The following is a 25061-nucleotide window of genomic DNA, read 5'->3' on the forward strand; positions in this document are numbered from 1 at the left end:
GATCATTATTTCGTTCGGTATTCGTTTGTTGGATTATTGTTCTAGATATATAATACAATATCTTTTTGAATTTGGCAAGCATTTTTATAATTTTTTTACCGTAGCAGATTTTTGCATTCAAATAGTAAAAACGATAGAATATGACTATCAAAGCTATAAGGAGTTTTCTATGAGAGAATATGATATCATCGCCATCGGTGGAGGAAGCGGCGGTATCGCCACTATGAACCGAGCTGGTGAACACGGGGCTAAAGCAGCTGTTATCGAGGAGAAAAAATTAGGTGGAACCTGCGTCAATGTTGGCTGTGTTCCTAAGAAAATCATGTGGTATGGAGCGCAAATCGCTGAAAACTTCCACCACTACGGACCTGATTATGGTTTTACAAGTTCAGATGTTCAATTTGATTTCGCAAAACTTCGTCAAAATCGTGAAGCCTACATCGATCGTGCCCGCTCGTCTTATGATGGAAGTTTCAAGCGCAACGGTGTTGATTTGATTGAAGGTCGTGCTCATTTCGTTGATTCCCACACAGTCAGCGTTAATGGCGAATTGATTCGTGCCAAACATATCGTGATTGCGACTGGTGCTCGCCCAAGCATCCCAACTATTTCTGGAGCGGAACTCGGTGGTAGCTCAGACGATGTCTTTGCTTGGGAGCAACTTCCTGAATCCGTTGCGATTCTTGGAGCTGGCTATATCGCCGTTGAATTAGCAGGTGTTCTCCACGCACTAGGAGTAAAAACGGATTTGTTTGTCCGTCGTGATCGTCCCTTGCGCACTTTTGACAGCTACATCGTTGAAGGACTTGTCAATGAAATGGAAAAAACAGGTCTACCTTTACACACACACAAGGTACCAGCCAAACTAGAAGAATCAGAGCAAGGCATTACGATTCATTTCGAAGATGGTTCTAGTCACACTGCAAGCCAAGTTATCTGGGCTACCGGCCGCCGTCCAATTGTAGACGAACTGGAGTTAGAAAAGGCCGGCGTTACACTCAACGAACGTGGATTTATCCAAGTGGATGAGTATCAAAATACAGTTGTAGATGGCATCTATGCTCTTGGAGATGTTACTGGTGAGAAAGAACTGACCCCAGTAGCCATCAAGGCAGGACGTACCCTATCTGAACGCCTTTTCAACGGAAAAACAAATGCCAAGATGGACTACACGACTATCCCTACTGTTGTCTTCTCACACCCAGCAATCGGAACAGTCGGTTTAACTGAAAATCAAGCTATCAAAGAATACGGCCAAGATAACATCAAAGTCTACAAGTCAAGCTTTGCATCTATGTACTCAGCCGTTACAAACCATCGTCAAGAATCTCGCTTCAAACTCATCACCGCGGGTGCTGACGAAAAAGTTGTTGGACTTCACGGACTTGGTTACGGAGTGGATGAGATGATTCAAGGATTCGCTGTTGCCATCAAGATGGGAGCAACCAAGGCGGACTTTGATGCTACAGTAGCTATCCACCCAACTGCCTCAGAAGAATTTGTAACCATGCGCTAATTATCAAAAGAGGCCTTCCGAGGTCTCTTTTTACATGCAAAATCGGCTGTCACAAAATTGTTACCTTAATTTAAAAAATAGGTTGACTTTTCTTTTTGGATTAGTATAATAGTTACTATAATTTTGAAAAGAGGTTAACAGTTTTGAAAAAAGCTTATATCTATGCCATTCCTGCTATCGGTTCTGCTCTCATCGCCGTATTGGCACAAATCAGTCTCCCTATCGGTCCTGTCCCCTTCACTTTGCAAAACTTTGCGATCGGTCTGATTGCTACTGTTTTTAGACCCAGGGAAGCCGTTCTATCTGTAGCTCTCTATCTCCTAATGGGTGCCATTGGTTTACCTGTTTTTGCAGGTGGAGGAGCTGGATTTCACGTTTTAGTTGGTCCAAGTGCAGGCTATCTTTGGTTCGACCTTGTCTATGCTGGACTTACATCTTATCTCATCCATCAAAATAGTGGCTATATTCGCATTTTCCTAGCCAACCTCTTGGGTGACTCCCTCGTCTTTGTCGGAGGTATTCTCAGTCTCCACTTCCTAGCTGGTATGCCACTAGACAAAGCACTCGCTGTTGGCGTCCTTCCCTTTATCCTCCCTGATCTTGGTAAGATTATTGCCATTAGTTTCATTAGTCGTCCCCTACTCAAACGATTGAAAAGCCTTCCATATTTTTCAAGATAAAAGAATAGTCTAGAACCATTGTTCTGGACTATTTCCTTTCTAAGAATCAACTGTACACTATTTATCTACTTGACTATTCTTATACCAGTATGAATATTAATCGTTTTATTCTTCAAATTAGAGCTATTCATGATATGCAAAGTAGAAAAATATTCTAATTGATTCAAACCAAATAAGCTTCCATTGATTTTGGAAGTTTAACAATTGTATACTTTTCAGAAAACGTATTTTCACTGAGATAGCTATATTTTATAAATTATTTGTGATACAATAGAGCTACCTAAAAGATTCAGAAAATTTAATGTTCATTGATTGTTAATATTAACTTGAACATTCTGATTTTTCTTCATTCAAAAATAACTGTAAATAATTATAAGCAGAAAGGTAATTCTATGGCAAAGAATACTCGTGAGCTAATCATTGGTGCTCTCATCACACTAGCTAAGAAAAATCCTCATCGTAGTTCCTTTACAATGACTGAAATTGCTGCTGTAGCTGGTATTTCACGACAAGCGATTTATCAAAAGCATTTTAACAACTTTGAAGATATTGTTGAGTACATTCACGAAGAGACCGATCAGCATATTTTTAACGTCTTTAATAAGTACTGCCCTAACAATGATGGAGATCCTATCAGCTTTTTAGCAGACTATATACTTCCGATCATATACGAAAAAAAAGAAATTGTTAACACCTTGTATACCACACAAGTTGATCCATGTTGGAAGGAGTTTCTGCGTGAGACATACTCAGGATGGGTGCTAAAAAATGTTAATTATCAACTGAAATATAATTTTAGTAAAGAAGACATCGCTTATATCATTACGACTATGGCAATCTCTTTCATCGAAGTCTGGATTCGTAAAGATAATCCAACACCACCTGAAGAATTTAGAGAGACTTTTATTCAATTGGCTAAGACTTCTCTCTGTGACTATATTGTGTCATAAAAAAAGAATCTTGAGTTCCACTCAAGATTCTTTTTATTGTCCATCTTTAAAGGCATCGACCATTACCTGAAATTCTTCATTGGAAAGCGTGATTCCTTTGCCCATTTTGGTATGGTCAGGACTCCAAGAACGAATATCAAACTTTGCAGGGGCACCATTAAAGCTAACGCGATTTAGTTCTTTTGTCCATCCTTTGTCATTTTCAGACAAGGTGAGCAAGTGTTCTTCGATTTCAAATGTAAATTCTGCCATTTTTAACTCCTTTATGTGATATGCTTTCTATAGTCTATTCGTAAAAATCTTGTGGTTTTTAGGAAAATTTTATATAATGTGGATATATAAGAAGGGAGGATTCTATGAGACAGACATTCAAACTAGTTCTAGATAAACTACATGGTTTTCTCAATGGGAATGATGATCATCCTCAAATCGAGGACAACTCCCTCACTGCTATGATTGAACAAGCCATCCAGAAAAAGACGGCTGTTCATGTCATACTTGCCGAGACAAGTTTTACAGGTGATATTGTCAAACACGATGCTAATCGCCAACAAATTATCGTCAAGAATTTTTCAAAAAACGTAACTCGAATCATTCGTATCAGTGACATTAAGCGACTTCGTTTCGTTCCCTCAACTGTACAAAAAGCTCAGAAAAGTCTATTTAAGAAAGAGTGAGATGTTCTTTGCATCCCACTCTTTTTCTTAACGGATCTGTTCAAAATGAAGATGAACGGCGATATGGTCACCATAGCCACTTCTCTCCAAATCGCGTTGCAAGCGATAAGAGATATAGTGTTCTGCAATAGTAATGTAGCCAGCTCCAAGTAAGCGGTGCTCGACCATTGACTGGATCATGCTGATAGTGGCACGTTCTACTTTTGCTTCTTCCAAGTCCAAAACGACTTTTTTAGTAACTTGAGCTAAGTTTTGACGTAAGTCATCAGTCAAAACATAAACTGTTTGAGCTGCTTTAAGAACAGCTTGGTAAATTTTATCAGGATCAAATTCAGCAATTTCTCCATTACGTTTGATTACTTGCATAAGGTTCTCCTTTATTCTTTGTTTTCTTTGATTTCAGCCAGCATCTTTTCTTCTTCGGCTGTTAGTTGATAGTTTTCTAGCAGATCAGGTCTGCGCTCGTAGGTTTTCTTTAGACTCTCATACAGTCGCCACTGGCGAATTTTTTCATGGTGTCCACTCATGAGAACATCTGGTACCACCATGCCTCGATAGTCATAAGGGCGTGTGTACTGAGGATATTCGAGGAGTCCCGAAGAAAAACTGTCATCTTGGTGGCTAGACTCCTTGCCAATCACTTCTGGAATCAAGCGAACAGTCGCATCTATCATGGTCATGGCCGCCAATTCTCCTCCAGTCAAGACATAGTCTCCTAGGGAAATCTCATCGGTTACCAGGGTCTTGATGCGCTCGTCATACCCTTCATAGTGACCACAGATAAAGATAAGTTCATCTTCCCGAGCCAAATCCTCAGCGTAAGCCTGATCAAACTGTTTCCCAGCAGGATCAAGGAGGATGACACGGGGATTTTTCTTTTCTATGGCATCAAAGGCATCGAAAATGGGTTGGGCTCGGAGCAACATCCCCTGACCGCCTCCGTAGGGCTCATCGTCAACATGACGGGCCTTTTCAGCGTATTCTCTGAAATTATGATACTGGATATCCAAAAGCCCTTTTTCTCGAGCCTTCCCAACAATCGAGTGTTCCAGCGGAGAAAACATCTCTGGAAAGAGGGTTAAAATATCAATCTTCATCGTCTAACCCTTCTAAGATTTCCACTTCGACCCGTTTGTTTGGAATATCAACATTGAGAACTACTGGCGGAATGTAGGGTAAAAGCAAATCTCGCTTACCTTTTCGCTTGACTACCCAGACATCATTGGCTCCTGGTTGTAGGATTTCCTTGATAGTTCCAATCAAGTTGTCACCCTCGTAAACATCCAAACCGATAATCTCGTGATAATAGAACTCCCCATCGTCTAGGTCGTTTAAATCTTCCTCAGTGACCTTGAGACTATAACCCTTGTACTTTTCAATCGCATTGATATGGTACATGTCTTTGAATTTGATAATGTCAAAATTCTTATGCTTACGGTGGCTAGCGATGATCACTGTTTGAACAAACTGATCTTTTTCATCAAATAAAGCCAGCTCTGCCCCTTTTTTAAACCGTTCCTCAGCAAAATCCGTCACAGACAAGACTCGCATCTCACCCTGCAGACCCTGTGTATTGACGATTTTCCCAACATTAAAGTAGTTCATCTTGTCTCCTGCACTCTCCTTCTTTCCATCTTATTCTAACAATTCTCGAATAATATTCGCAATTTTTTCTGATTCAGACCATTGTAAATAATGGTGATTCCCTCCTAAAATGAGTTTAGTATTGGAAGTCCAATATTCTGAGTCTCTGTACTCTTTTTCTCTATAAGCCTGACAAAAAATAAATACAGGGACATGAGCCTCTATAGATACATTCTCAAAATCTTTCTCAGTAATCTCACAATATATATGAAATTCTGGAACTTGTCTTTCCAACTCTGAATCTTTTTCTTGCACTAAATCCCAGATTTCTTCATTAGTTTCAGAGCTAAATGCTGCTTGAGTTATGTTCTTAAAATAGACTTCGGGGCCACACTCTTCAATCAGTCTCATCTGCTCTTCCATTTCTGGATAAGGATTTTCTGAAAAATCAGAAAACATTACTTTTTTAGTTGTTGGTTCAATTGCTACTAAAGCCTGACACTTAATTGATTTGTTCATCAATTTGCAAGCTAAAATTCCACTCAAACTATGAACACAAAGTATATATTCAGAAATCGCCAATTCTTCAAGTACTTCATAAACCGCGTCTACAAGATTGTCCAGATTTTTTCCAGATTGGTCATGAATCAGACTTCTACCTGTGTTCGGAAAATCAATTGTCAAATAACCAATTGTAGGGGGAAGTTTTTCAAGTATAAGTGAAAAATTTTCATAACTTGGTAGCAAACCTGCGCCATTTAAACAAACAAGCACTTTCTTTTCCTTTTTATAAGTAACAGAGAGACTGCCAATTTTTGTAGTTACTTCAAACCGTTTCATAAAGAAATCCACTCATTCTATAACAATGATTTATTAAAAACCCTTATTCTTTATTTTATCACGTTCCAGGGATTTTCACAAGTTGGATAAGTCCTATCTTACAAGGCTACTACCTCTTCAAAAAAATCACCAACTATCTGATTAAACTCTTCAGGATGATCATTCATCGGTTGGTGTTTGCTATCTGAAATAGTTACTTGACGCGCATTAGGGTTTAAAGCAATGATACCATCATAGATTTTTTTTAGGTGTTTAGGAAAATCGTTTTCTCCTCTTACTAATAGCATGGGAGGATTTCCTTTATATCCTTCTATCTCATGGACTGCCAAGAACCCTGTGATTCCAAGGTTCAAGAAAACATCTCGCCCAGTTTCTATAATTGCTGTCTTGACCAATTCTCTTGTGATAGGGTTATCAGTACACATTTTTGAGTTCTTATCAGCAATCGCCTTCCAAGGAATCGTTTTGTACATAAGAGAACTATATTTGATTCGACCTCTTTCTTTCTCTGATAAGTATCGATGCTGTCCCCAACTATCTACCATGACCAAGGCTAGGACTCTTTCTGGATGGCGATAGGTATACTCTTGAAGTGGATTTCCTCCCCAAGAATGACCAACCAATATCACCTTATCCAGCTTAAAATAGGACAAAATGGCATCTACATCTTGAATAGCGCCTTCTAAATCGGGTAGCCCAACTTTCATAGGTGATTCACCCTGCCCTCTAACATTTACAAAGTAAAGGTCAAATCCATCAAAAGCATCATACTGGTGGGCCCACATCTGACTGCGTCCACAAGCTCCATGATAGAAAATAATGTGGCCTTTATTTGCATTCCCAGGACGATGATAAACAACCAAATCACAATCTACGACTGCTATAAGGTGACGTTTCAACATCTCGTGTTCTCTGTTATAAAAAGCAATAGCTTCAGCAATATCATTTGGCTTCATTTCTACATTCGCTCCTCTTTATCCTGATATCATTCTTTGTATCTATTTTATCATGCTATATTAAAATCATCGTTTTTTAAACTTAATTTCATTAAAAATTTTGAATTTTCTGCATCATTTACATAAAGAAAAAGACTGCTAAGCAATCTTTACGTTATTCTCATCAGATTCATACCTAAAATTCCAGAAATAATCAAAGTTGCTCCAATCACATGGTAATTATAAATTGGTTCGTGGAGGATAATAGCCCCGGCTAAAATGGTCAAAACTGTTCCAAGATTGCCAAAGACACTGACTGTTGATGCCCCAAGGCGAACGATAGCATAGATAGAGAGACTACCAGTAACTATAGAGGCTAAAATTCCCAAATAGAGGATGGAAAGCAGATAGGGTACCTGTCCAAGTGGCGCAAAGTAAGCTAATATGTTCCCCTCTAGATAGTGGGAGGTCAGACTCAGCGCATTAAAGATGACGAAGCCAACAAATATCACAACAGCTGTCATATCCATGGCCCGATAGCGACCTCCTTTAGCCTTGCTGAGAATATTGTTTATCGCATTGGCGAGAACAGATCCCAACATCAAGAGAAAGCCCAAGCTAGCAGTTTCCGTGCTAAAGTTTGCTCCTTTGCTAAAGAAGATGAAAACTACCCCTGCTACGGATAAAATTAAAAAGAACTTTTGCAACAAACTTGTCTTTTCCTTGAGAAAGACCGATGCCAAAAGGAGAGTAAAAATCGGGACAAGAGCTTGTAAAATTCCTGCTTCAGAAGACGATATATACTGTAAAGCAAAGGATTGAAAAATAAAGAAGAGGAGTGGATAGAAAAGACTCATAGGAAGAATAGAAAGAATATCTTTTCTACTCAAACTCACATTGATAAGTTTGGTTTGATGAAGGATGACCAATACCAAAGCAGCGATTGTATAGCGATGGGCCAAGTTTGTAAGAGGACTGGCATAGGCCAAAGCTATCTTAGTAAATAAAAAAGAAAATCCAATGATGGCTGAAAAAGATAAAGCTGCTAGGTATGCTTTTGTTTTCTCGTTCATAGATTGTTACTCCCTTTAAACGTAGCTATTCTCAAGATAGATCGACTAGAATTCTTTGAGACTGTCTTTCCATTTTAGCATAGTAAAATCCTAGATGCTATTTCTAGGATTGGTATTTTATGCCTTCTTTCACCGTTTATCTATTACATTAGCTAAAAAGGATTCAGCCAGTCTGATCTGCTTTTCTCGTTCTTGTCTAACAAGTTCTAACTTGTCTGCTTCTTGGAGATTCCTTACTTTGATAGCATAATCCGCGGAAACAATGGCATGCCCTCTCATATGGGCTGTTGAAATAGCTTGTACAAAGACTCTGGCAGCGTACTTAGCGATTTGATTTTGGGCATTTTTAGAGAGGAGGTTTGCTGCGAAACCTGCTTTTCTCAGCTCATAAGGTGAAATCTCATTTCCCAATCGTGCATCAAAAGCCTCGTTAGCTTGCCGAATTATTTTATTTTTCTCACCTTCATCACCGATATCAATTAAAGATAAGAAATCTCGCGAGTTCTCTAATGCCCATCTAGCTAGTTCTTTCTGAGGAAGTCTATCCAGTATTTGTTCTAGCTCCAATCTTTTCTCAGAGTCGTCCCAAATGGCAACTTTGTAAGGACTGGGTAGGTGATTCATTTCAGTCTTATAGGCAGTTCGTTCAAACTCATTCCATGCATAATCCTCTGGTTTCATTGCTTTCTCATTCTTTCTTACTAGCTAGCGTAAGCTAGGAGACACCTTTCAGATTAGTGAAAAGAGATTACTCCTAGTTCTCTTGGAAGTTATCTAAAAATCCTTCCAAATCTCGTTCATGCTGGTACTTAATGGCAGCCTTCTTATCTTTGTCAAAGATGGTTTTGGTTAGGTCAATATCGTTGATGACCGCAATTGCGACAGTGTAGTGAATGATATCAGCCAGTTCTTTGGCTAGTTCCTCATTTGAGTCCTGGACACCCTCTTTTCGACCAGAGCGCCCATTCAAGACCTCTGCTACTTCTCCGATTTCCTCCACTAGCTTGATAAAGAGGCCTTACTCAGTTCGAGATTGCTGGTAATGTTCGAGAAAGTAAGCTTGTAATTGTCTAAAGGTTAAATCCTTCATCTTCTCATCCTCACAAAAAAGCGAGACATCTGTCCCGCTTTTTTATTTTTCATCGATAACGATTCTTACTTTTTTGTCTTCAGTTGGGACAGAGTAGACAATCGTTCTTATCGCTGAGATAGTGCGACCCTTACGACCGATAACACGACCGACATCGCTTTGGTCAAGATCCAAGTGATACTCCAAAAACTCTGGTGTGTCTTCAATCTTGATAGTTAAGGCATCAGGTTGTGAAATCAAAGGTTTCACAATCGCAATAATGAGATTTTCAATCGTATCCATCTGTCAACCTACTTTAAACTTATTTTGAGAATTTAGAATCGTGGAATTTTTTCAATACGCCTTCTTTTGAAAGGATGTTGCGAACTGTATCTGAAGGTTGAGCTCCATTAGCCAACCATGCAAGAACGCGGTCTTCTTTCAAAGTTACTTGGTTTTCAGCAACAAGTGGGTTGTAAGTCCCAACTGTTTCGATAAAACGTCCGTCACGTGGTGAACGTGAGTCTGCTACGTTGATACGGTAGAAAGGTTTTTTCTTAGAACCCATACGAGTCAAACGGATTTTAACTGCCATTTTTTAATGTCTCTTTTCTTATTTTTTTATTTTTTTATTTCGGTGAAATAGCTGAGCTATTTAGCACATGTTCTATTATAGCAGATTTCTGACAGGTGTCAAGAAAAAAACTTGACAGACTATTATTTTTTCAGATTCGCCCCAAAAAACTTAAATAAATTGATTTTAAATTAAAAAAACTTATAAATGCTTGATTTCACCTACAAAAAAGAGTAAAATAGAGTCAGAAAGCAGGTGAATTTATGTACCAAGCACAACGATTAGAAGAAATCATAACACTTTTAGAAGAGAGAGGAAGCCTTTCAGCAAAAGAAATGGTTGACTATTTCCAAGTATCCAAAGATACCATCCGCAGAGATTTTTCTATTCTTGCAAAGGAAAATAGAGCACAAAGAACTCACGGAGGATTGCTATCAATAAAGAAACAGCCTATACTGGGCTTTAAAGACAGGAGAGAACAATCTTCCAAAGAAAAAGAGAAAATCGCCTCTCTAGCAAAGGAACTCATTTCTAATGGAGACCTACTATTCTTTGATGTTTCAACAACTGTACTAGAATTAGCTAAAATACTTGAGAAAGAAGTTAGTATTTTCAGTCATTCATTAGATAATGCGCTTATTCTAGGAGGAAAAGAAAATGTCGATTTTCACATTCTAGGCGGAAAGTTTCATAAAAAGAATCGTTTCTATTACTCTCTAGAAGAATCGGACATTTTAAACTCTATTAAGTTTGATTTAGCTTTTTTTGGAGCTGCAAGTCTTTCAGATAGTCAAGTTAGTTTTGAAGACCAAGAAGATGTTCTAATGAAAAAGAGAGCATTTAAAACAAGCAAAACTCGTGTCTTACTGGCTGAAACCAGTAAAATAAGTAAACACTCTCACTTTATTCTGTCTGAACTAGCTGATTTTGATTATTGGATTACAGACAAAGAACCCGATATAGAAATTCAGCGATCTTTAGATGGCAAAACAACTATTCTATTTTAAAAGGGAGGAAGCTATGAGAAATATTAAATTGATTATAAGCGATATTGACGGAACAATTTTAGACAAAAATCACCAGATAGACTCTTATTTGCCTGAACTGATGCCAATTTTAAAACAAAAAGAAATCCCTTTTGTCTTAGCTTCTGCTCGCTCTCCTCTCGGTATTGCTCCAATTTCTAGAAAACTAGGAATTTCCGACTTTCCAATTGCATGCTATAATGGTGCCCTAATCAGTAAGGGGGATGAGGTTCTAAGTCAGCATTCTATTGATAAAAAAGAATTGGCATTTCTTCATGATTTTTTAAAAAGAGAATTTCCGACAGTTTCTATCAATGTTTATTCTGGACAAGATTGGTTTGTTAATACTTTAGATAAATGGGTACAAATCGAAGCTAACATTACTGGAGAAAGTCCAAAAGTTACATCTATAACAGATTTTATAAGAGAGGAACATACTCTTGTTCATAAACTATTATTAATTGATAAAGCAGACACTATACAGAAACTACAAAACATCTTATCCATTATGGATTTCCCTCAAACCGACTTTTATCTCTCCAAGGATAACTATCTTGAAGTCACACATAATCAAGTGTCTAAAAAACAGGCTCTGTTAGAATTGGCTAACTATTATCAAATTCCTCTCAAGGAGATTATGACCTTGGGTGACAATTATAATGATATTCCCATGATTGAAACCGCAGGTCTCGGTATTGCAATGGGAAATGCTCCTACAGATGTCAAAGACTGTGCAAATGTAGTAACATACTCTAATGAACAAAATGGAGTAAGTCAAGCTATAAAATTACATGTATTAGCAAAATAACCTCATTTTAAAATTTGAAATCCACTTCCTTTTAAGGTACAATGGTAGAAATGAATTTTTGAGAGGTTAACAATGAAAAAACTAGCAACCCTTCTTTTACTATCAACGGTAGCCCTTGTTGGATGTACTAGTATCCAACGTAGTCTCCGTGGTGATGACTATGTCGACTCTAGTCTTGCAGCAGAAGAAAGCTCAAAAGCAGCTGCTCAGGCTGCCAAAGATTTGAATGACGCATTGACCAATGACAATGCCAACTTCCCTCAACTTTCTAAGGAAGTTGCTGAAGATGAAGCTGAGGTCATTTTACACACAAATCAAGGCGATATCCGTATCAAACTCTTTCCAAAACTAGCACCTCTTGCGGTTGAAAACTTCCTTACTCACTCTATGGAAGGCTACTATAACGGCATCACCTTCCACCGTGTCATTGATGGATTTATGGTCCAAACTGGAGATCCTAAGGGAGATGGTACAGGTGGCCAATCTATCTGGCATGATAAGGATAAAACAAAGGACAAGGGAACTGGTTTTAAAAATGAAATCTCTCCTTACCTATACAATATCCGAGGAGCCCTTGCTATGGCTAACACTGGTCAACCAAACACCAACGGTAGCCAATTCTTCATCAACCAAAATTCAACAGATATTTCAGCTAAACTCCCTACAAGCAAATATCCAAAGAAAATCATCGAAGCCTATAAAGAAGGTGGAAATCCAAGTCTAGACGGCAAACACCCTGTCTTTGGTCAAGTCATCGATGGCATGGATATTGTTGACAAGATTGCCAAAGCTGAAAAAGATGAGAAAGACAAACCAACGTCTGCTATCACCATTGATAGTATTGAAGTGGTGAAAGACTACGACTTCAGTAAAAAATAAGCCATCAACAGATAAGGAGACGATGACATGATTTTATTTTGGGGTTCTAAAGGTTATCAGAAAGATTTGGGACATACGCAAACTGCGATCGAATGTGGTCACTGTAACAATGTCGACACTTGGGAGATCGTAGAAACTGGACGCAAATTTACCCTCTACTGGATTCCACTTTTTCCTTATGGTAAAAGTTACTTCGTTTCTTGTCCGATTTGCCACTACGGTAAAGAAATTGAGAAATCTGAAGTTGAAAGCTATTTAAATTACTAGTCAAAAAAGCCAAGTCATTTCAACTTGGCTTTTTTACTGCTTTTAAGTTAGCTTGTTAAAGTCCCAGATTTGGTCCATCCAGCCTTCATAGAAGTCTGGTTCGTGGCAAACCATGAGAATGCTTCCTTTGTATTCTTTAAGCGCCCGTTTGAGTTCATCCTTGGCATCTACATCCAAGTGGTTGGTCGGCTCGTCCAGCACTAAGACGTTGTTTTCACGATTCATCAAGAGACAGAAACGCACCTTAGCTTGTTCACCACCTGACAAGACCTGAATTTGACTTTCGATGTGCTTGGTTGTCAAACCACAACGAGCAAGGGCCGCACGAACTTCTGCCTGATTGAGTGCTGGGAAGGCGTTCCAGACCGCTTCTAGAGGTGTTTGACGATTGCCACCTTCTACTTCTTGCTCAAAATAACCAAGTTCTAGGTAGTCGCCACGTTCGACTTCTCCAGCGATTGGTGGAATAATGCCCAAGAGGCTCTTCAAGAGAGTTGTTTTCCCGATACCATTGGCCCCAATAATGGCAACCTTTTGATTGCGTTCAAAGGTAAGATTTAAGGGTTTGGTCAGAGGACGGTCATAACCAATCTGCAAGTCCTTGGCTTGGAAGATAAAACGCCCTGGCGTACGAGCTGTTTTGAAATCAAAGGATGGTTTTGGCTTCTCACTTTGCAGTTCGATAATATCCATCTTGTCGAGTTTCTTTTGACGGGACATGGCCATATTACGCGTTGCAACACGCGCCTTGTTTCGAGCTACAAAGTCCTTGAGGTCTGCAATCTCTTTCTGTTGACGTTCATAGGCCGCTTCCAACTGAGATTTCTTCATGGCATAGACTTCTTGGAACTGGTAGTAGTCGCCAGAGTAACGCGTCAACTGTTGATTTTCCACATGGTAGACGATATTGATTACGTCGTTGAGGAAAGGAATATCATGCGAAATAAGGACAAAGGCATTCTCATAGTTTTGGAGATAACGCTTGAGCCAGTCAATGTGTTCAGCATCCAAGTAGTTGGTTGGCTCGTCAAGCAGCAAAATATCTGGCTTTTCGAGGAGGAGTTTAGCCAAAAGCACCTTGGTTCTTTGTCCACCTGATAAGGCTGTTACATCTGTATCCATGCCATAGTCCATGACACCGAGAGCACGCGCTACTTCATCAATCTTAGCATCCAAAGTATAGAAATCTCGACTCTCCAAACGGTCTTGGAGCTCTCCTACTTCTTCCATCAGCGCATCAATATCCGCCCCGTCTTCCGCCATTTCCATATAGAGGTCATTGATACGAGCTTCTGCTTTAAATAGCTCATCAAAGGCTGTCCGCAAGACATCTCGCACGGTTTGGCCTTCCTTTAGCACAGCATGCTGATCCAGGTAGCCAGCAGTCACATACTTAGACCACTCTACCTTCCCTTCATCTGGTAACATCTTACCAGTCACAATGCTCATAAAGGTTGATTTCCCTTCACCATTGGCACCGACTAGACCGATATGCTCTCCCTTGAGGAGACGGAAAGACACATCTTCAAAAATTGCACGGTCACCAAAACCGTGACTCAAATTTTTAACTTCTAAAATACTCATTCTAATTCCTTATCTTATTTTTATGCAGTCCTTTATAGAGGAGCCAAGCCAGATAGCCTCCCAAGGTATTGGTCCACAAATCATCAATCTCAAAGACGCGATTAAAGTCGAAGAAAAAATCTAAAACTAGTTGCGTACACTCGATTCCTAGACTCAGAAGAAAACTGAGAAGGATGATTTTTTTCGTTTGCCGCAAGTTTGGACAGAGATAGATCAGTTGAAAAACCAAAGGAAATAGCAAGAAGACATTTAAAATGTTCTGCAAAAAGATCCAAAGGACTTGTCCCAAACTGGTCACTTCACCCAGATTCCAAAGGGAGTTTAAGGGAGTTAAAAGAAAAACCAGGCGTCCAAAAGTTTGAATACCTGGAGTTTCCACTCCTGTAGGAAGTTGAGGTTGGGGAGTAAAACAAAAACAGACAATGCAAAGACTGTAAATAGCCACTCCCAATCTCAAGATTAATTTTCTTTTTTTAGTCATTTTATGGATTTACCGCTGCGACTGCCTTCTGGCGATCACGTTTCATTGTATTGGAGCGTAATTGTCCACAAGCTGCATCAATATCTGTACCATGCTCTTGACGGACAACACAGTTGACCCCTTTTTTCTTGAGGGTATCATAGAAGGCCATCACGCGCTCTTTAGGACTACGGCTATATTGGTCATGTTCACTAACTGGGTTATAGGGAATCAAGTTAACATAAGATAATTTCTTGATGTTCTTGAGCAATTCAGCCAATTCCAAGGCTTGTTCAACGCCATCGTTGACTTCATTGAGCATGATATATTCAAAGGTCACACGGCGATTGGTTGTTTCGATATAGTACTCAATAGCTGCGAAGAGCTTTTCAATCGGAAAGGCACGATTAATTTTCATGATGCTTGAGCGCAATTCATTATTGGGTGAGTGAAGAGACACAGCCAGATTGACCTGTACGCCTTCATTAGCAAAGTCACGAATTTTATGGGCCAAACCTGAAGTTGAAACCGTGATGTGACGAGCACCGATAGCCATCCCCTTGTCATCATTGATGGTACGAATGAAATTCAATACATTGTTGTAGTTATCAAATGGTTCACCAATTCCCATAACAACGATATGACTGACACGTTCGTCCTGACCACGCTCGTCAAAGTATTTCTGAACCAGCATAATCTGCGCTACGATTTCCCCGTTATTGAGATCACGTTGCTTCTTAATCAAACCTGATGCACAGAAGGTACAACCAATATTACAGCCAACCTGAGTGGTCACACAGACCGACAAACCGTAGTGTTGACGCATGAGTACTGTCTCAATCAACATGCCATCTGGCAACTCGAAAAGATACTTAACAGTACCGTCAGCTGACTCTTGTACAATCCGTTGTTTCAAAGGATTTACGACAAACTGCTCATTGAGCTTAGCAATCAAATCCTTGGAAAGGTTGGTCATTTCTTCAAATGACTGGACACGTTTACGGTAAAGCCATTCCCAGATTTGATCTGCTCGGAATTTCTTTTCTCCTTGTTCTAATACCCATTCTTGCATGGTTTGACGTGTTAAACTATAAATAGACGGTTTCATCTCTTCTCCTTATTCTCTATCTATTTCTGACGAATGACAAAATGGCGCTGTCCCTTGTCCTCTTTCTGAGACTTTTGGTCCTTATGACGACGTCTATTTCTCTTATCCGCATTTGGTTTTCTCTTGTTTTGCGAAGGTTTCTTGCCTCTTCTAGGAAGGTTTTCCTCTTCCTTTTTACGCATTTTCTTGTCAAATGATGCACGCTTAGGTGCTTGGTTTTCTAGGACAAAATAAGCACAACCATAACTACAGTACTCCAAAAGATAATCTTGTAAGCGACTGATTTTTTCAATTTTTTCCTCTGTTCGATCGTCTTTGTAAAAACCGCGTAGGCGGAGCTGTTCATTGCTCCAGTCCCCCACGACATAATCAAACTTGGTCAACACTTCTGAGAAGCGTTGATTAAAGACAGTCACATCGAAGGCATCCTTGATATTTTCAACCAAGATAAAAGCAATCCCTTCAGTCTCAACCTTATCCCCATTCACATGAAATTCTGGGCCAGGAAACTTGTTATAGTTGTATAATTCAGGTGCAATTTCTTTACGCATAGTCTTCCTTTTCCACGATTACTTAACACTCTATTTTACCATAATTTCTAGCAGTTAGCACGTTTCTCATAAAAATGAAAAAAGTCTGACGATTTTGTCAGACTTCTGCTTTATAACCTTAAAAAGAGAAGATTGACTCTTCCCTCCATATTTTATTATTTAGCTGCTGCGTATAGCTCGTCTACTTTGTTCCAGTTAATCACTGAGAAGAAAGCTTTGATGTAGTCAGGACGCACGTTGCGGTATTTCACGTAGTAAGCATGTTCCCAAACGTCCAAGCCCAAGATTGGTTTTTTGCCTTCTGAGATTGGAGTGTCTTGGTTTGCTGTTGAAGTCACCTCAAGCTTTCCTTCTTTATTCACAACCAACCATGCCCATCCAGAACCGAAGCGAGTTGTAGCTGCTGCTGTAAAGGCTACTTGGAACTCTTCAAATGAGCCAAATGTTGCGTCGATTGCTGCTGCAAGTTCTGCTGAAGGAGCAGTTTTCTCAGGAGTCATCAATTCCCAGAAAAGAGCGTGGTTCAAGTGTCCCCCACCGTTATTGATAAGCGCTTGGCGGATATCATCTGGGATAGAGTCTACATCAGCAAGCAAAGCTTCAAGGTCTTCACCGATTTCAGGGTGTTTTTCAAGAGCTGCATTAGCATTGTTGACATAAGTTTGGTGGTGTTTGTCATGATGCAAGTGCATTGTTTCTGCATCGATGTATGGTTCCAAAGCGTCATATGCGTATGGAAGATCTGGTAAGATAATAGCCATCTGTAATACCTCTTTTTCTTTCTATATGAAGATGATAACGCAATCATCCTCTTTTTTCAAGTTTTATGCTCATTACGCTTGGCTAGATATCTGTAACAGCGCTCTCTCAAAAAGGTAGCCTTTTTCATAGACACCTGTCTTAATCTGGTAGTCTGTTTCAATCAAATAAGAAATCGCTCGCTTGAGAAAACTCAAAGAAATCCCTCTCGAATCTCTCAGTGCAAACTTGATTTGATAAGGATTAGGATTGCGCCCCAAGTAAGTTCCCAGACTGCTTGCAATCTGTGATTCCGTCTGACCAGTCTCTGATAAAATTTTCACCTGGGTAAAGGTTCGAAACTGTCCTAACATGACCGCTATGAGCTTGATCTCGTCTTCCCCTTGCAAGGTCAAATCTTTAACCAAGTCACGCGCCTGGTCAATCTTCTTAGCTAAAATAAACTGAGTCAAATCAAAAATGTTGTCCTGTAAGGTCTTAGGGATGGCTTCGACAATGTCCTTCTCCTCAATCACGCCGTCTGACTTATAAGACTGTAAAAAAAGGAGATTTTTCTGGATTTCACTAAATTGGAAACCAGATTTGATAAGTAGATTTTCAAAGGATTGCCCCACAAACTGCAGACCCTGTTTCTGGCTCCATTTTTGGAAATACTGGCGGAGTTCTTGTTCCTTGGGTTCAATAGCATCAAAGACAGTCGCATCTCGTTTGAGCAATTTGACCAGCCGTCTTTTACTATCTAACTTTCCTTCTGCAAAAATCAACAACTTTGTTGTTGGTGAAGGATTATCAAGGTATTCTTCAAACGACTTGAGCTCATCATCTGCTAAAAAGCGTTTCTTGGCTGTTGTGATATCGACAAAATGATCTAATATCACGATTTTTTCATCCGCAAAGAAAGGGAGACTGACCAACTCCAACTCTAAGTCTTTATAAGCTACTTCTTTCATATCAAAGTAAGCAAAATTGAGATCAGCTGGATCATAACCAATCTGCTTCAACACTTGACTCTTCATAACTTCAAACTGACCCTGATCTGTCCCTGTAAATAGATTCAAGCTAGATAGATTTGATAAAGTCAATTTCTGACTGTCTTCAATGGCAAGCATCTTCTCTCCTTTCTTCTGATTTTTTATTAAACTTAATCAATATAGCGCAATTTCCCACGGAAATCTTCTAGGTTCTCATAACCTTTTTCTGCCATGATTGCTTTTAGTTCATTGGTAATGCGTTCAAAAGCACCGACACCTTCTTTGTGGAGCGTCGTTCCTACTTGCACCATACTAGCACCACAGAGGATATGTTCAAAAGCATCACGACCCGTTAGAACACCACCCGTTCCAATGATTTGGATTTGCGGATTGAGACGTTGGTAGAAGGCATGGACATTCGCTAAAGCGGTTGGCTTGATATACTCTCCACCAATGCCACCAAAACCATTTTTAGGACGAATGACAACCGATTCATCTTCTATATAAAGACCGTTTCCGATAGAGTTCACACAGTTGACAAACTTGAGCGGGTATTTGTTGAAAATAGCTGCTGCTTGATCAAAGTGAACAATATCAAAATAAGGTGGCAATTTGATCCCAAGAGGTTTTGTAAAGTAGGCAAATACTTCAGACAAGATACGGTCTGTTGTCTCAAAATCATAGGCGATCTGAGGTTTTCCTGGAACATTTGGGCAAGAGAGATTAAGCTCTGTCAGTCCTTTAAACTCACTCTCTTGGACTTTTTTCAAGATGGTATGTGTTTCCTCTGGAGACATGCCGACTAGAGATAGGAAGAAAGTACGGTTTGGCTCCTTTTCCTGCAAGTCCAAAAGATAGTCCAGATAATAGTCTAAACCATTATTTGGCAAGCCCATAGAGTTGATAGAACCAAGTGGAACATCCTGGTAACGTGGTTCAGGATTTCCCTGACGAAATTCCAAGGTCGCTGTCTTCGTGACAAAGGTTCCCGCTGCTGAGTTTTTGACTCCTTCAAGTTCCTCTATTGTCATACAAGCTACACCTGCTGCGTTCATCAAGCAATTGTCAAACTCAAAGCCAGCTATTTGTGTTTTCGTTGATACCATGATTCTAATCCTCCAGATTCCTTTTATTTCTAATATTATACCATACTTTAAGATTTTCTCTTTGAGAAACTAATTTCTATATAAAATGTTCGGTTTTATAAATTGAAAGAATTTTTTGAAAATTTCTGTTTTTTCTTTACACTCAAAAAAAATTCTGCTATAATGGCTCATGTAATAAAATATAACAACAAAAAGGAGAACGATATGACATCTGTTAAAGACTATATCCAAAGCGTGTTTGCAACTGTGAAAGCTCGTAACGGGCATGAGGCTGAATTTCTCCAGGCGGTTGAAGAATTCTTCAGCACTTTGGAACCTGTATTTGAAAAACACCCTGAGTATATCGAAGAAAACATCTTAGCACGTATCACTGAGCCTGAGCGCGTGATTTCTTTCCGTGTTCCTTGGGTTGACCGTGAAGGCAAAGTACAAGTCAACCGTGGTTACCGTGTTCAATTCAACTCAGCTGTTGGACCATATAAAGGCGGACTTCGTTTCCACCCTACTGTAAACCAAGGAATCTTGAAATTCCTCGGATTTGAACAAATCTTTAAAAACGTTTTGACTGGACTTCCTATCGGTGGAGGTAAAGGGGGATCAGACTTCGATCCTAAAGGAAAGACTGACGCTGAAGTGATGCGCTTCTGCCAAAGCTTTATGACAGAATTGCAAAAATACATCGGACCATCTCTTGACGTACCTGCTGGTGATATCGGTGTTGGTGGTCGTGAAATTGGCTACCTCTATGGACAATACAAACGTCTTAACCAATTTGATGCGGGTGTCTTGACTGGTAAACCTCTTGGATTCGGTGGTAGCTTGATTCGTCCAGAAGCAACTGGTTATGGTTTGGTTTACTATACTGAAGAAATGCTCAAAGCTAATGGTAACAGTTTTGCTGGTAAGAAAGTGGTAATTTCAGGTTCTGGTAACGTAGCTCAATACGCTCTTCAAAAAGCGACTGAACTTGGTGCGACTGTTATCTCTGTATCTGACTCAAACGGTTATGTCATCGATGAAAATGGTATCGACTTCGATCTTTTGGTTGATGTTAAAGAAAAACGCCGTGCTCGTTTGACTGAGTACGTAGCTGAGAAAGCAACTGCTACTTACCATGAAGGTTCTGTATGGACTTACGCTGGAAACTACGACATCGCTCTTCCATGTGCGACCCAAAACGAAATCAACGGCGAAGCAGCTAAACGTTTGGTTGCTCAAGGCGTTATCTGCGTATCTGAAGGTGCTAACATGCCTAGTGACCTTGATGCGATTAAAGTCTACAAAGAAAACGGAATCCTTTACGGACCTGCCAAAGCTGCCAACGCTGGTGGTGTAGCTGTATCAGCGCTTGAAATGAGCCAAAACAGCCTTCGCCTTTCATGGACTCGTGAAGAAGTTGATGGACGCCTCAAAGACATCATGACCAACATCTTCAACACAGCTAAAACAACTGCTGAAACATACGGACTTGGTACCGACTACCTTGCAGGAGCAAATATCGCTGCCTTCGAAAACGTAGCAAACGCTATGATTGCACAAGGTATTGTTTAATTAGTCGATACATCCTATCGGAGGACAAATGATGAACTTACGGCCAATGGAAGTAAGAGATAATCCAGCTGTAGCGCAACTCATTCGAGCTAGCCTAGAAGAATTCGGACTTGACAAACCAGGAACTGTCTACTTTGATTCTCATCTAGATCATTTGGCCGACTATTATCAACAGCAAGAGAGAGCAGCTTACTTTGTCCTGAAAGACGAAGGGCAGCTGGTTGGTTGTGGTGGCTTTGCACCTGTGTCTGATAAGATTGCTGAATTACAAAAACTGTATGTCACTAAAAATAGCCGTGGCAAAGGTTATTCCAGCAGGTTGATAAAGCGGATATTCCAGGAAGCCCGTCTGGCTGGTTATGAACAGCTTTATCTAGAAACCTCTACTGAACTGGCTACTGCTGTGGCCATCTATCAGCACTATGGTTTTACAGCATTGCAAGAACCACTTTCTAACGCCGCCGGCCACCCAGCTATGAATATCTGGATGATAAAATCTCTCTCATCAGGTGAATAGATGGCAGTATACTAATGTAGCCTATGCTATGATAGTAAAGGTATTGTTTAAAATTCATTTGTTCAATCCTCAATCGCTCTGATTGGGGATTTTTGTATTAGTTTTAAAAAAGCCCACTATTTCTAATAATAGGCTTAAAAATCAACATTCACTTTACTTCTACTAAGGCAAAAGACAGGCATTCAACAATTTCGTTTACTGCTTCATCTATGTTCATATCTTCCTTATCATTTAGCATCATTGGAAGAGCATAAGAAAGACTCAAAGCTAGAATATAACGAACAATTCTTTCATTTGACCACTCTCGGATAACACCTTTTTCTTTAAACTGATTCAGAAATGGACTAATCGGCTTAATGATAGAGTGAACAATAACATTCCCTAACTGATCAGAAATAGTTTTATCAATAAAAGAACGACTCAAGAGAATTTTAACTTGCATTTGATTCTCCTGAATAAAGACTAGTCTATCTCGAACAATGCTTCTCAAAAACAATGGAAAACTCTCTTGGTTTGTCGTTAATTGCGTCTCAGAAAAATCAGCAATTACATCTGGAATAACCTGTTCGAGGAAAGTTGACAGAATAGCTTCTAAGATACCTTCCTTGCTCTTAAAGTAACTAAAAACTGTCCCTTCTGAAACTCCAGCCTCCTTAGCAATAAAGCTGGCTGTTGTATTTTCAAAGCCAATTTCTGAAAATAACTTTAGACTTGATAATAATACTTGACGTTGTTTTAAACTCAAGTTGCTATTTTCTAATGTCTGAGCATACTTTTCTTCTAAACTATCCATTGCTAGCACCTCTCTGCTACTCTCTTACTTTTACTACTTTCTTACCTCGAGTGTGTCCCAACTTCAGACTACGATATGCCTCTCTAACAGACTTTAGAGAAAAATCATAAACCTGATCAATATTCAGCCGAACCTTCCCATCTGAGACCATTTCCGCTAGAGTGTTCAAATCATCATATGTGGAATGTCTAGGACCTGTGAACTGGGCACCTTTTATCATAACATATGGTGAAGGTACTAGCGTTCCAATGGCCGTGCCCTTCAATCCCAAACTGAAAGCCAATTTAACATAATCACTTCCAAAGCAATCCAAGAATTTTGTAATTGGCTTTGCACTTGCTGATAGAAGAGCATTCTGGATGTTCTCTTCGTAGGCTACCGGTATAGCACCTAAAGACTTCAGATAATCTGAATTTTTCTTACTCGCAATTCCAATAACTGTCGCACCTTTAGCAACCGCATACTGTACTGCGATACTTCCAATACCTCCTGCTGCTGCTGAAATAACTACAACATCTTTAGAGTTTAGCTCAATCTTTCTAAAAGCACCTCCCACGGTTAGAGAGGCTACACCCATAGTAGCTGCATGGTTCATATCAATCATCTCTGGCTTCAACACAATTTCTGATTCATTGACACAAATTTCTGTTGCCAAAGCTCCCCTCTTGGTGCCTAATCCAGGGTCACTGATCATTGTTCCAAAAACCTTATCACCTACTGCAAACCGACTTACTCCTTCACCAACTTCTGTGATAACTCCAGCAAAATCCCGACCAATACCTCTTGGAAAAAGAGATGACTTTGACTCAAACCAACGACTTGGCTTCCTTAGTTTCGTCATAAAAGATAGAAAACGAAGTGGCTTTGCACCTTCAAAAGTCTTATAATCAATAGGATTTAAACCAACTGCATAAACTTCTATTCTCACTTGATTCACTTTCAAAGAATCAGATTTAATGTTCACTAAATCTAACACTTCTTCATCACCGAAACGACTATATTGTATTGCTTGAACAACCATTTCATGAACTCCTTTGTTTATCTATATATTGAGTGAGCACTCAATCATTTTTCTCTGATTATACGCTTATTCTTCATAGATTTCAACTATACTGTTTCCAAAACTTCTAACTAAGTTAGCTGTTCATGATAAAAATAGATCTATTTTCTCTTATGAAAGATTATCAAACTATAAATTAGAGAAATCCGACTGCTTTTATAAACAGCCGGATTTTTATATATCTAATTTTTCAAAAAATTTGCCTGCAGACTGCTTTTCTTTTAGCTTCTCCAGCAGCTCATTTTCCAGAAAAGGATTTAGTTCATCAAAATCTTGGCAAACCTTAAAGACAGTTTCTCCGTCCAACTGGCCATAAGCTAGTTCGTAATAGTCCTTATTATGATGCCAGTTCTGGTCATAGTTGACGTCTGTACGTTGATAGTAAACAATGTTTTGCTTCGGAGTCAGGTAAAGCTTCTGTGTTAGAATGCTTTTCTGATCTTTGGATAGTTTGCTACGACTGAAAATCTTAACACCTTGAAAAATCTTGTGCTCATGAATACCTTGATTTTTGACTTTCAATTCAACTCTTTTATAGTACATATAGTCACCTCCGGAAATTACCTACATTATATCAGATTCTGGCAGATTATCAAGCAAAAGTGTCATTTCCAAAAATCTTTCGTAGCCTCTAAAATTTCTTCTGTCGGTGTTACTGTGGCCTCAATAATGCTCTTACCTGTCCTTTTCAGATAGTCTTGTATCAGATGATAACCATAAGCATAGCCCGCAGCATAAGGCATTCCAACCGGTATTTGACCTTGAATCTCAGCAATTTCATCACCGTAAAGATAAGGAGCCATTTCCGCCATACCTTTTAGCTAAAGCTGACTTGAGATGATGGGCTTAATCTCTTCTAACTGCTCTGGACTGGTTGAAGTAACCCAAGGCCCAATGAGATCCTTACCATAGAGCTCAGCCGCAAAACACTCTGCCAATCCCTCACTGATTATCCAGTCTGCTAGTGTCGTCTGCTGGTTCCATTTGATAAATTGGAAGCGGACATTGTGGTTGCACTCATGAGCTAACGCCGCCTGCACACGTGGCAAAGTATAGTCATTTGGTAGTAGACTAAGCATGAGGTAACCAGGAATTCCACCATCTCCACTGTAGCCCTTATTGAGCTGGAGCATAGGCTTTTCTGGATTGCCCAATAAAATAGTAAAATGGTAATCCTCAACCTCTAAGTTATAGCCAGCCTGCTCAAAAAGACCAATACTCCTCTTGATGGTATTCTGGCAGTCTTGCCAGAGTTGGTCAGAGCTCAGAGCGTCGATAGCTGGTCTATCCTTTTCTGAGAGAGTTGAGGGTAGCTGATTCATAAAACCAAGTAGTAACAAAGCATCAAATCCTCCAGGATACTTGGCTTTCAGAGGAATATGTTGAGTTTGGTATTTCGTAGCAAAAGGTGCCAACATGCCTAGCGACCTTGATGCGATTAAAGTCTACAAAGAAAACGGAATCCTTTATGGACCTGCCAAAGCTGCCAACGCTGGTGGTGTAGCTGTATCTGCACTTGAAATGAGCCATAACAGCCTTCGCCTTTCATGGACACGTGAAGAAGTTGACGGCCGTCTCAAAGACATCATGACCAATATCTTCAACACAGCTAAAACAACCGCTGAAACTTACGGTCTTGGTACTGACTACCTTGCAGGAGCAAATATCGCTTCCTTCGAAAACGTAGCCAATGCTATGATTGCACAAGGTATTGTTTAAGAAAT

Annotated in this window: 30 protein-coding genes and 3 pseudogenes; 11 read left to right on the plus strand and 22 right to left on the minus strand. The window is 39.6% G+C overall.

The genetic code is table 11. The features are described from left to right. Window positions 1-169 precede the first annotated feature (169 nt). From gor to ACLV7H_RS06435, 3 genes are all read left to right on the plus strand, one after another. Window positions 170-1516, plus strand: a complete 1347-nt coding sequence (gene gor / locus ACLV7H_RS06425) for a glutathione-disulfide reductase (RefSeq protein ID WP_045591023.1) — start codon at window positions 170-172, stop codon at window positions 1514-1516. Window positions 1517-1659: 143 nt separating this feature from the next. Beyond that, the gene (locus tag ACLV7H_RS06430; RefSeq protein ID WP_045591021.1) at window positions 1660-2196 is read left to right on the plus strand and encodes a biotin transporter BioY; all 537 of its coding nucleotides are present in this window, start codon (window positions 1660-1662) and stop codon (window positions 2194-2196) included. Window positions 2197-2588: 392 nt separating this feature from the next. Beyond that, window positions 2589-3146, plus strand: a complete 558-nt coding sequence (locus ACLV7H_RS06435; protein ID WP_411866706.1) for a TetR/AcrR family transcriptional regulator — start codon at window positions 2589-2591, stop codon at window positions 3144-3146. A gap of 33 nt (window positions 3147-3179) precedes the next feature. On the opposite strand, the gene ACLV7H_RS06440 is transcribed toward ACLV7H_RS06435, so the two are convergent. Next, window positions 3180-3398: a YdbC family protein gene (locus ACLV7H_RS06440; protein WP_045591016.1), complete on the minus strand. Its 219-nt coding sequence runs from the start codon at window positions 3396-3398 to the stop codon at window positions 3180-3182. A 104-nt stretch (window positions 3399-3502) separates the two neighbouring features. Here ACLV7H_RS06440 and ACLV7H_RS06445 point away from each other — a divergent pair, with 104 nt between their 5' ends. Further along, the gene (locus tag ACLV7H_RS06445) at window positions 3503-3823 is read left to right on the plus strand and encodes a hypothetical protein (RefSeq protein ID WP_001250030.1); all 321 of its coding nucleotides are present in this window, start codon (window positions 3503-3505) and stop codon (window positions 3821-3823) included. A gap of 27 nt (window positions 3824-3850) precedes the next feature. Here the strand turns inward: ACLV7H_RS06445 and ACLV7H_RS06450 are convergent, their stop codons facing one another. The 10 genes and pseudogenes from ACLV7H_RS06450 to rpsP form a co-directional block, all read right to left on the minus strand. Beyond that, window positions 3851-4189 (minus strand): ATP cone domain-containing protein, encoded by a 339-nt coding sequence (locus ACLV7H_RS06450; RefSeq protein ID WP_001196045.1) that lies wholly within the window; start codon window positions 4187-4189, stop codon window positions 3851-3853. An 11-nt stretch (window positions 4190-4200) separates the two neighbouring features. Beyond that, window positions 4201-4920, minus strand: coding sequence for a tRNA (guanosine(37)-N1)-methyltransferase TrmD (gene trmD, locus ACLV7H_RS06455; protein ID WP_045591011.1), 720 nt, complete (start codon window positions 4918-4920; stop codon window positions 4201-4203). Then, the gene (gene rimM / locus ACLV7H_RS06460; protein ID WP_045591002.1) at window positions 4910-5428 is read right to left on the minus strand and encodes a ribosome maturation factor RimM; all 519 of its coding nucleotides are present in this window, start codon (window positions 5426-5428) and stop codon (window positions 4910-4912) included. The genes trmD and rimM overlap by 11 nt, the downstream gene beginning before the upstream one ends. A 30-nt stretch (window positions 5429-5458) precedes the next feature. Further along, entirely contained in the window at window positions 5459-6247 is a 789-nt protein-coding gene (locus ACLV7H_RS06465) for an alpha/beta hydrolase (protein WP_411866707.1), read from the minus strand. Window positions 6248-6345: 98 nt separating this feature from the next. After that, a complete protein-coding gene (locus ACLV7H_RS06470; protein WP_045590999.1) occupies window positions 6346-7203 on the minus strand; it encodes an alpha/beta fold hydrolase in 858 nt (285 codons plus the stop codon). A 149-nt stretch (window positions 7204-7352) separates the two neighbouring features. After that, window positions 7353-8255: a DMT family transporter gene (locus tag ACLV7H_RS06475; RefSeq protein ID WP_411866708.1), complete on the minus strand. Its 903-nt coding sequence runs from the start codon at window positions 8253-8255 to the stop codon at window positions 7353-7355. A gap of 129 nt (window positions 8256-8384) precedes the next feature. Further along, the gene (locus ACLV7H_RS06480; RefSeq protein WP_411866709.1) at window positions 8385-8936 is read right to left on the minus strand and encodes a putative immunity protein; all 552 of its coding nucleotides are present in this window, start codon (window positions 8934-8936) and stop codon (window positions 8385-8387) included. Between the two features lie 73 nt (window positions 8937-9009). After that, window positions 9010-9345, minus strand: a pseudogene (locus ACLV7H_RS06485) (MazG nucleotide pyrophosphohydrolase domain-containing protein). 42 nt (window positions 9346-9387) lie between these two features. After that, entirely contained in the window at window positions 9388-9627 is a 240-nt protein-coding gene (gene kphA / locus ACLV7H_RS06490; protein WP_000379617.1) for an RNA-binding protein KphA, read from the minus strand. 19 nt (window positions 9628-9646) lie between these two features. After that, the gene (gene rpsP, locus ACLV7H_RS06495; protein WP_000268761.1) at window positions 9647-9919 is read right to left on the minus strand and encodes a 30S ribosomal protein S16; all 273 of its coding nucleotides are present in this window, start codon (window positions 9917-9919) and stop codon (window positions 9647-9649) included. A 242-nt stretch (window positions 9920-10161) separates the two neighbouring features. Here rpsP and ACLV7H_RS06500 point away from each other — a divergent pair, with 242 nt between their 5' ends. The 4 genes from ACLV7H_RS06500 (at window position 10162) to ACLV7H_RS06515 (ending at window position 12877) form a co-directional block, all read left to right on the plus strand. Then, window positions 10162-10905, plus strand: a complete 744-nt coding sequence (locus ACLV7H_RS06500) for a DeoR/GlpR family DNA-binding transcription regulator (protein ID WP_045590969.1) — start codon at window positions 10162-10164, stop codon at window positions 10903-10905. 13 nt (window positions 10906-10918) lie between these two features. Then, complete coding sequence (locus ACLV7H_RS06505) at window positions 10919-11731, plus strand: Cof-type HAD-IIB family hydrolase (RefSeq protein WP_045591646.1); 813 nt, start codon at window positions 10919-10921, stop codon at window positions 11729-11731. Window positions 11732-11803: 72 nt separating this feature from the next. After that, window positions 11804-12610: a peptidylprolyl isomerase gene (locus ACLV7H_RS06510; protein WP_045590968.1), complete on the plus strand. Its 807-nt coding sequence runs from the start codon at window positions 11804-11806 to the stop codon at window positions 12608-12610. Window positions 12611-12637: 27 nt separating this feature from the next. Continuing rightward, on the plus strand, window positions 12638-12877 hold the full coding sequence (locus tag ACLV7H_RS06515; protein WP_000600216.1) for a zinc-ribbon domain-containing protein: 240 nt from the start codon (window positions 12638-12640) through the stop codon (window positions 12875-12877). Between the two features lie 42 nt (window positions 12878-12919). Here ACLV7H_RS06515 and ACLV7H_RS06520 read toward each other — a convergent pair whose 3' ends face one another. From ACLV7H_RS06520 to ACLV7H_RS06550, 7 genes are all read right to left on the minus strand, one after another. Then, window positions 12920-14461, minus strand: a complete 1542-nt coding sequence (locus tag ACLV7H_RS06520; RefSeq protein WP_000025360.1) for an ABC-F family ATP-binding cassette domain-containing protein — start codon at window positions 14459-14461, stop codon at window positions 12920-12922. A 1-nt stretch (window position 14462) separates the two neighbouring features. Continuing rightward, entirely contained in the window at window positions 14463-14942 is a 480-nt protein-coding gene (locus ACLV7H_RS06525) for a VanZ family protein (RefSeq protein WP_045590965.1), read from the minus strand. A 1-nt stretch (window position 14943) separates the two neighbouring features. After that, the gene (gene rlmN / locus ACLV7H_RS06530; protein ID WP_411866710.1) at window positions 14944-16029 is read right to left on the minus strand and encodes a 23S rRNA (adenine(2503)-C(2))-methyltransferase RlmN; all 1086 of its coding nucleotides are present in this window, start codon (window positions 16027-16029) and stop codon (window positions 14944-14946) included. Window positions 16030-16049: 20 nt separating this feature from the next. Beyond that, a complete protein-coding gene (locus ACLV7H_RS06535; protein ID WP_045590961.1) occupies window positions 16050-16580 on the minus strand; it encodes a YutD family protein in 531 nt (176 codons plus the stop codon). Window positions 16581-16735: 155 nt separating this feature from the next. Then, the gene (gene sodA, locus ACLV7H_RS06540; protein WP_411866711.1) at window positions 16736-17341 is read right to left on the minus strand and encodes a superoxide dismutase SodA; all 606 of its coding nucleotides are present in this window, start codon (window positions 17339-17341) and stop codon (window positions 16736-16738) included. Window positions 17342-17413: 72 nt separating this feature from the next. Continuing rightward, window positions 17414-18448 carry a DNA polymerase III subunit delta gene (holA, locus tag ACLV7H_RS06545; RefSeq protein ID WP_411866712.1) on the minus strand — a complete coding sequence of 345 codons (1035 nt, stop codon included), beginning with the start codon at window positions 18446-18448 and terminating at the stop codon, window positions 17414-17416. A gap of 32 nt (window positions 18449-18480) precedes the next feature. Further along, window positions 18481-19416, minus strand: a complete 936-nt coding sequence (locus ACLV7H_RS06550; protein ID WP_295590410.1) for a dihydroorotate oxidase — start codon at window positions 19414-19416, stop codon at window positions 18481-18483. A 204-nt stretch (window positions 19417-19620) separates the two neighbouring features. Here ACLV7H_RS06550 and gdhA point away from each other — a divergent pair, with 204 nt between their 5' ends. Both gdhA and ACLV7H_RS06560 read left to right on the plus strand, forming a co-directional pair. Beyond that, window positions 19621-20967 (plus strand): NADP-specific glutamate dehydrogenase, encoded by a 1347-nt coding sequence (gene gdhA, locus ACLV7H_RS06555; RefSeq protein ID WP_411866713.1) that lies wholly within the window; start codon window positions 19621-19623, stop codon window positions 20965-20967. Window positions 20968-20998: 31 nt separating this feature from the next. Continuing rightward, complete coding sequence (locus ACLV7H_RS06560; RefSeq protein WP_031236885.1) at window positions 20999-21484, plus strand: GNAT family N-acetyltransferase; 486 nt, start codon at window positions 20999-21001, stop codon at window positions 21482-21484. A 148-nt stretch (window positions 21485-21632) separates the two neighbouring features. On the opposite strand, the gene ACLV7H_RS06565 is transcribed toward ACLV7H_RS06560, so the two are convergent. The 4 genes and pseudogenes from ACLV7H_RS06565 to ACLV7H_RS06580 form a co-directional block, all read right to left on the minus strand. Continuing rightward, entirely contained in the window at window positions 21633-22277 is a 645-nt protein-coding gene (locus ACLV7H_RS06565) for a TetR/AcrR family transcriptional regulator (RefSeq protein WP_045590952.1), read from the minus strand. 16 nt (window positions 22278-22293) lie between these two features. Next, window positions 22294-23298, minus strand: coding sequence for an NADP-dependent oxidoreductase (locus ACLV7H_RS06570; RefSeq protein WP_411866714.1), 1005 nt, complete (start codon window positions 23296-23298; stop codon window positions 22294-22296). A 213-nt stretch (window positions 23299-23511) separates the two neighbouring features. Continuing rightward, window positions 23512-23880 (minus strand): EXLDI protein, encoded by a 369-nt coding sequence (locus ACLV7H_RS06575; protein ID WP_045590948.1) that lies wholly within the window; start codon window positions 23878-23880, stop codon window positions 23512-23514. Window positions 23881-23942: 62 nt separating this feature from the next. Then, a pseudogene (locus ACLV7H_RS06580) lies at window positions 23943-24755 on the minus strand (DUF2268 domain-containing protein); the annotation flags it as partial. Here ACLV7H_RS06580 and ACLV7H_RS06585 point away from each other — a divergent pair. Then, a pseudogene (locus tag ACLV7H_RS06585) lies at window positions 24736-25056 on the plus strand (NADP-specific glutamate dehydrogenase); the annotation flags it as partial. The pseudogenes ACLV7H_RS06580 and ACLV7H_RS06585 overlap by 20 nt on opposite strands. Window positions 25057-25061 lie beyond the last annotated feature (5 nt).

Origin of the sequence: Streptococcus oralis, from assembly GCF_965111685.1 — a bacterium.
Taxonomy (GTDB): domain Bacteria; phylum Bacillota; class Bacilli; order Lactobacillales; family Streptococcaceae; genus Streptococcus; species Streptococcus oralis_B.

What these genes read in the sequence shown, in the direction of transcription:
- gdhA (WP_411866713.1), top strand. Translation starts at nt 19,621, where the DNA reads ATGACATCTGTTAAAGACTATATCCAAAGCGTGTTTGCAACTGTGAAA.
- sodA (WP_411866711.1), bottom strand. Translation starts at nt 17,341, where the DNA reads ATGGCTATTATCTTACCAGATCTTCCATACGCATATGACGCTTTGGAA.
- kphA (WP_000379617.1), bottom strand. Translation starts at nt 9,627, where the DNA reads ATGGATACGATTGAAAATCTCATTATTGCGATTGTGAAACCTTTGATT.
- trmD (WP_045591011.1), bottom strand. Translation starts at nt 4,920, where the DNA reads ATGAAGATTGATATTTTAACCCTCTTTCCAGAGATGTTTTCTCCGCTG.
- ACLV7H_RS06450 (WP_001196045.1), bottom strand. Translation starts at nt 4,189, where the DNA reads ATGCAAGTAATCAAACGTAATGGAGAAATTGCTGAATTTGATCCTGAT.
- ACLV7H_RS06510 (WP_045590968.1), top strand. Translation starts at nt 11,804, where the DNA reads ATGAAAAAACTAGCAACCCTTCTTTTACTATCAACGGTAGCCCTTGTT.
- ACLV7H_RS06470 (WP_045590999.1), bottom strand. Translation starts at nt 7,203, where the DNA reads ATGAAGCCAAATGATATTGCTGAAGCTATTGCTTTTTATAACAGAGAA.
- ACLV7H_RS06440 (WP_045591016.1), bottom strand. Translation starts at nt 3,398, where the DNA reads ATGGCAGAATTTACATTTGAAATCGAAGAACACTTGCTCACCTTGTCT.
- ACLV7H_RS06500 (WP_045590969.1), top strand. Translation starts at nt 10,162, where the DNA reads ATGTACCAAGCACAACGATTAGAAGAAATCATAACACTTTTAGAAGAG.
- ACLV7H_RS06535 (WP_045590961.1), bottom strand. Translation starts at nt 16,580, where the DNA reads ATGCGTAAAGAAATTGCACCTGAATTATACAACTATAACAAGTTTCCT.
- rimM (WP_045591002.1), bottom strand. Translation starts at nt 5,428, where the DNA reads ATGAACTACTTTAATGTTGGGAAAATCGTCAATACACAGGGTCTGCAG.
- ACLV7H_RS06445 (WP_001250030.1), top strand. Translation starts at nt 3,503, where the DNA reads ATGAGACAGACATTCAAACTAGTTCTAGATAAACTACATGGTTTTCTC.
- ACLV7H_RS06465 (WP_411866707.1), bottom strand. Translation starts at nt 6,247, where the DNA reads ATGAAACGGTTTGAAGTAACTACAAAAATTGGCAGTCTCTCTGTTACT.
- ACLV7H_RS06550 (WP_295590410.1), bottom strand. Translation starts at nt 19,416, where the DNA reads ATGGTATCAACGAAAACACAAATAGCTGGCTTTGAGTTTGACAATTGC.
- ACLV7H_RS06575 (WP_045590948.1), bottom strand. Translation starts at nt 23,880, where the DNA reads ATGTACTATAAAAGAGTTGAATTGAAAGTCAAAAATCAAGGTATTCAT.
- ACLV7H_RS06505 (WP_045591646.1), top strand. Translation starts at nt 10,919, where the DNA reads ATGAGAAATATTAAATTGATTATAAGCGATATTGACGGAACAATTTTA.
- ACLV7H_RS06565 (WP_045590952.1), bottom strand. Translation starts at nt 22,277, where the DNA reads ATGGATAGTTTAGAAGAAAAGTATGCTCAGACATTAGAAAATAGCAAC.
- ACLV7H_RS06515 (WP_000600216.1), top strand. Translation starts at nt 12,638, where the DNA reads ATGATTTTATTTTGGGGTTCTAAAGGTTATCAGAAAGATTTGGGACAT.
- gor (WP_045591023.1), top strand. Translation starts at nt 170, where the DNA reads ATGAGAGAATATGATATCATCGCCATCGGTGGAGGAAGCGGCGGTATC.
- ACLV7H_RS06525 (WP_045590965.1), bottom strand. Translation starts at nt 14,942, where the DNA reads ATGACTAAAAAAAGAAAATTAATCTTGAGATTGGGAGTGGCTATTTAC.
- ACLV7H_RS06435 (WP_411866706.1), top strand. Translation starts at nt 2,589, where the DNA reads ATGGCAAAGAATACTCGTGAGCTAATCATTGGTGCTCTCATCACACTA.
- ACLV7H_RS06480 (WP_411866709.1), bottom strand. Translation starts at nt 8,936, where the DNA reads ATGAAACCAGAGGATTATGCATGGAATGAGTTTGAACGAACTGCCTAT.
- holA (WP_411866712.1), bottom strand. Translation starts at nt 18,448, where the DNA reads ATGCTTGCCATTGAAGACAGTCAGAAATTGACTTTATCAAATCTATCT.
- rpsP (WP_000268761.1), bottom strand. Translation starts at nt 9,919, where the DNA reads ATGGCAGTTAAAATCCGTTTGACTCGTATGGGTTCTAAGAAAAAACCT.
- ACLV7H_RS06475 (WP_411866708.1), bottom strand. Translation starts at nt 8,255, where the DNA reads ATGAACGAGAAAACAAAAGCATACCTAGCAGCTTTATCTTTTTCAGCC.
- ACLV7H_RS06560 (WP_031236885.1), top strand. Translation starts at nt 20,999, where the DNA reads ATGAACTTACGGCCAATGGAAGTAAGAGATAATCCAGCTGTAGCGCAA.
- ACLV7H_RS06520 (WP_000025360.1), bottom strand. Translation starts at nt 14,461, where the DNA reads ATGAGTATTTTAGAAGTTAAAAATTTGAGTCACGGTTTTGGTGACCGT.
- ACLV7H_RS06570 (WP_411866714.1), bottom strand. Translation starts at nt 23,298, where the DNA reads ATGGTTGTTCAAGCAATACAATATAGTCGTTTCGGTGATGAAGAAGTG.
- rlmN (WP_411866710.1), bottom strand. Translation starts at nt 16,029, where the DNA reads ATGAAACCGTCTATTTATAGTTTAACACGTCAAACCATGCAAGAATGG.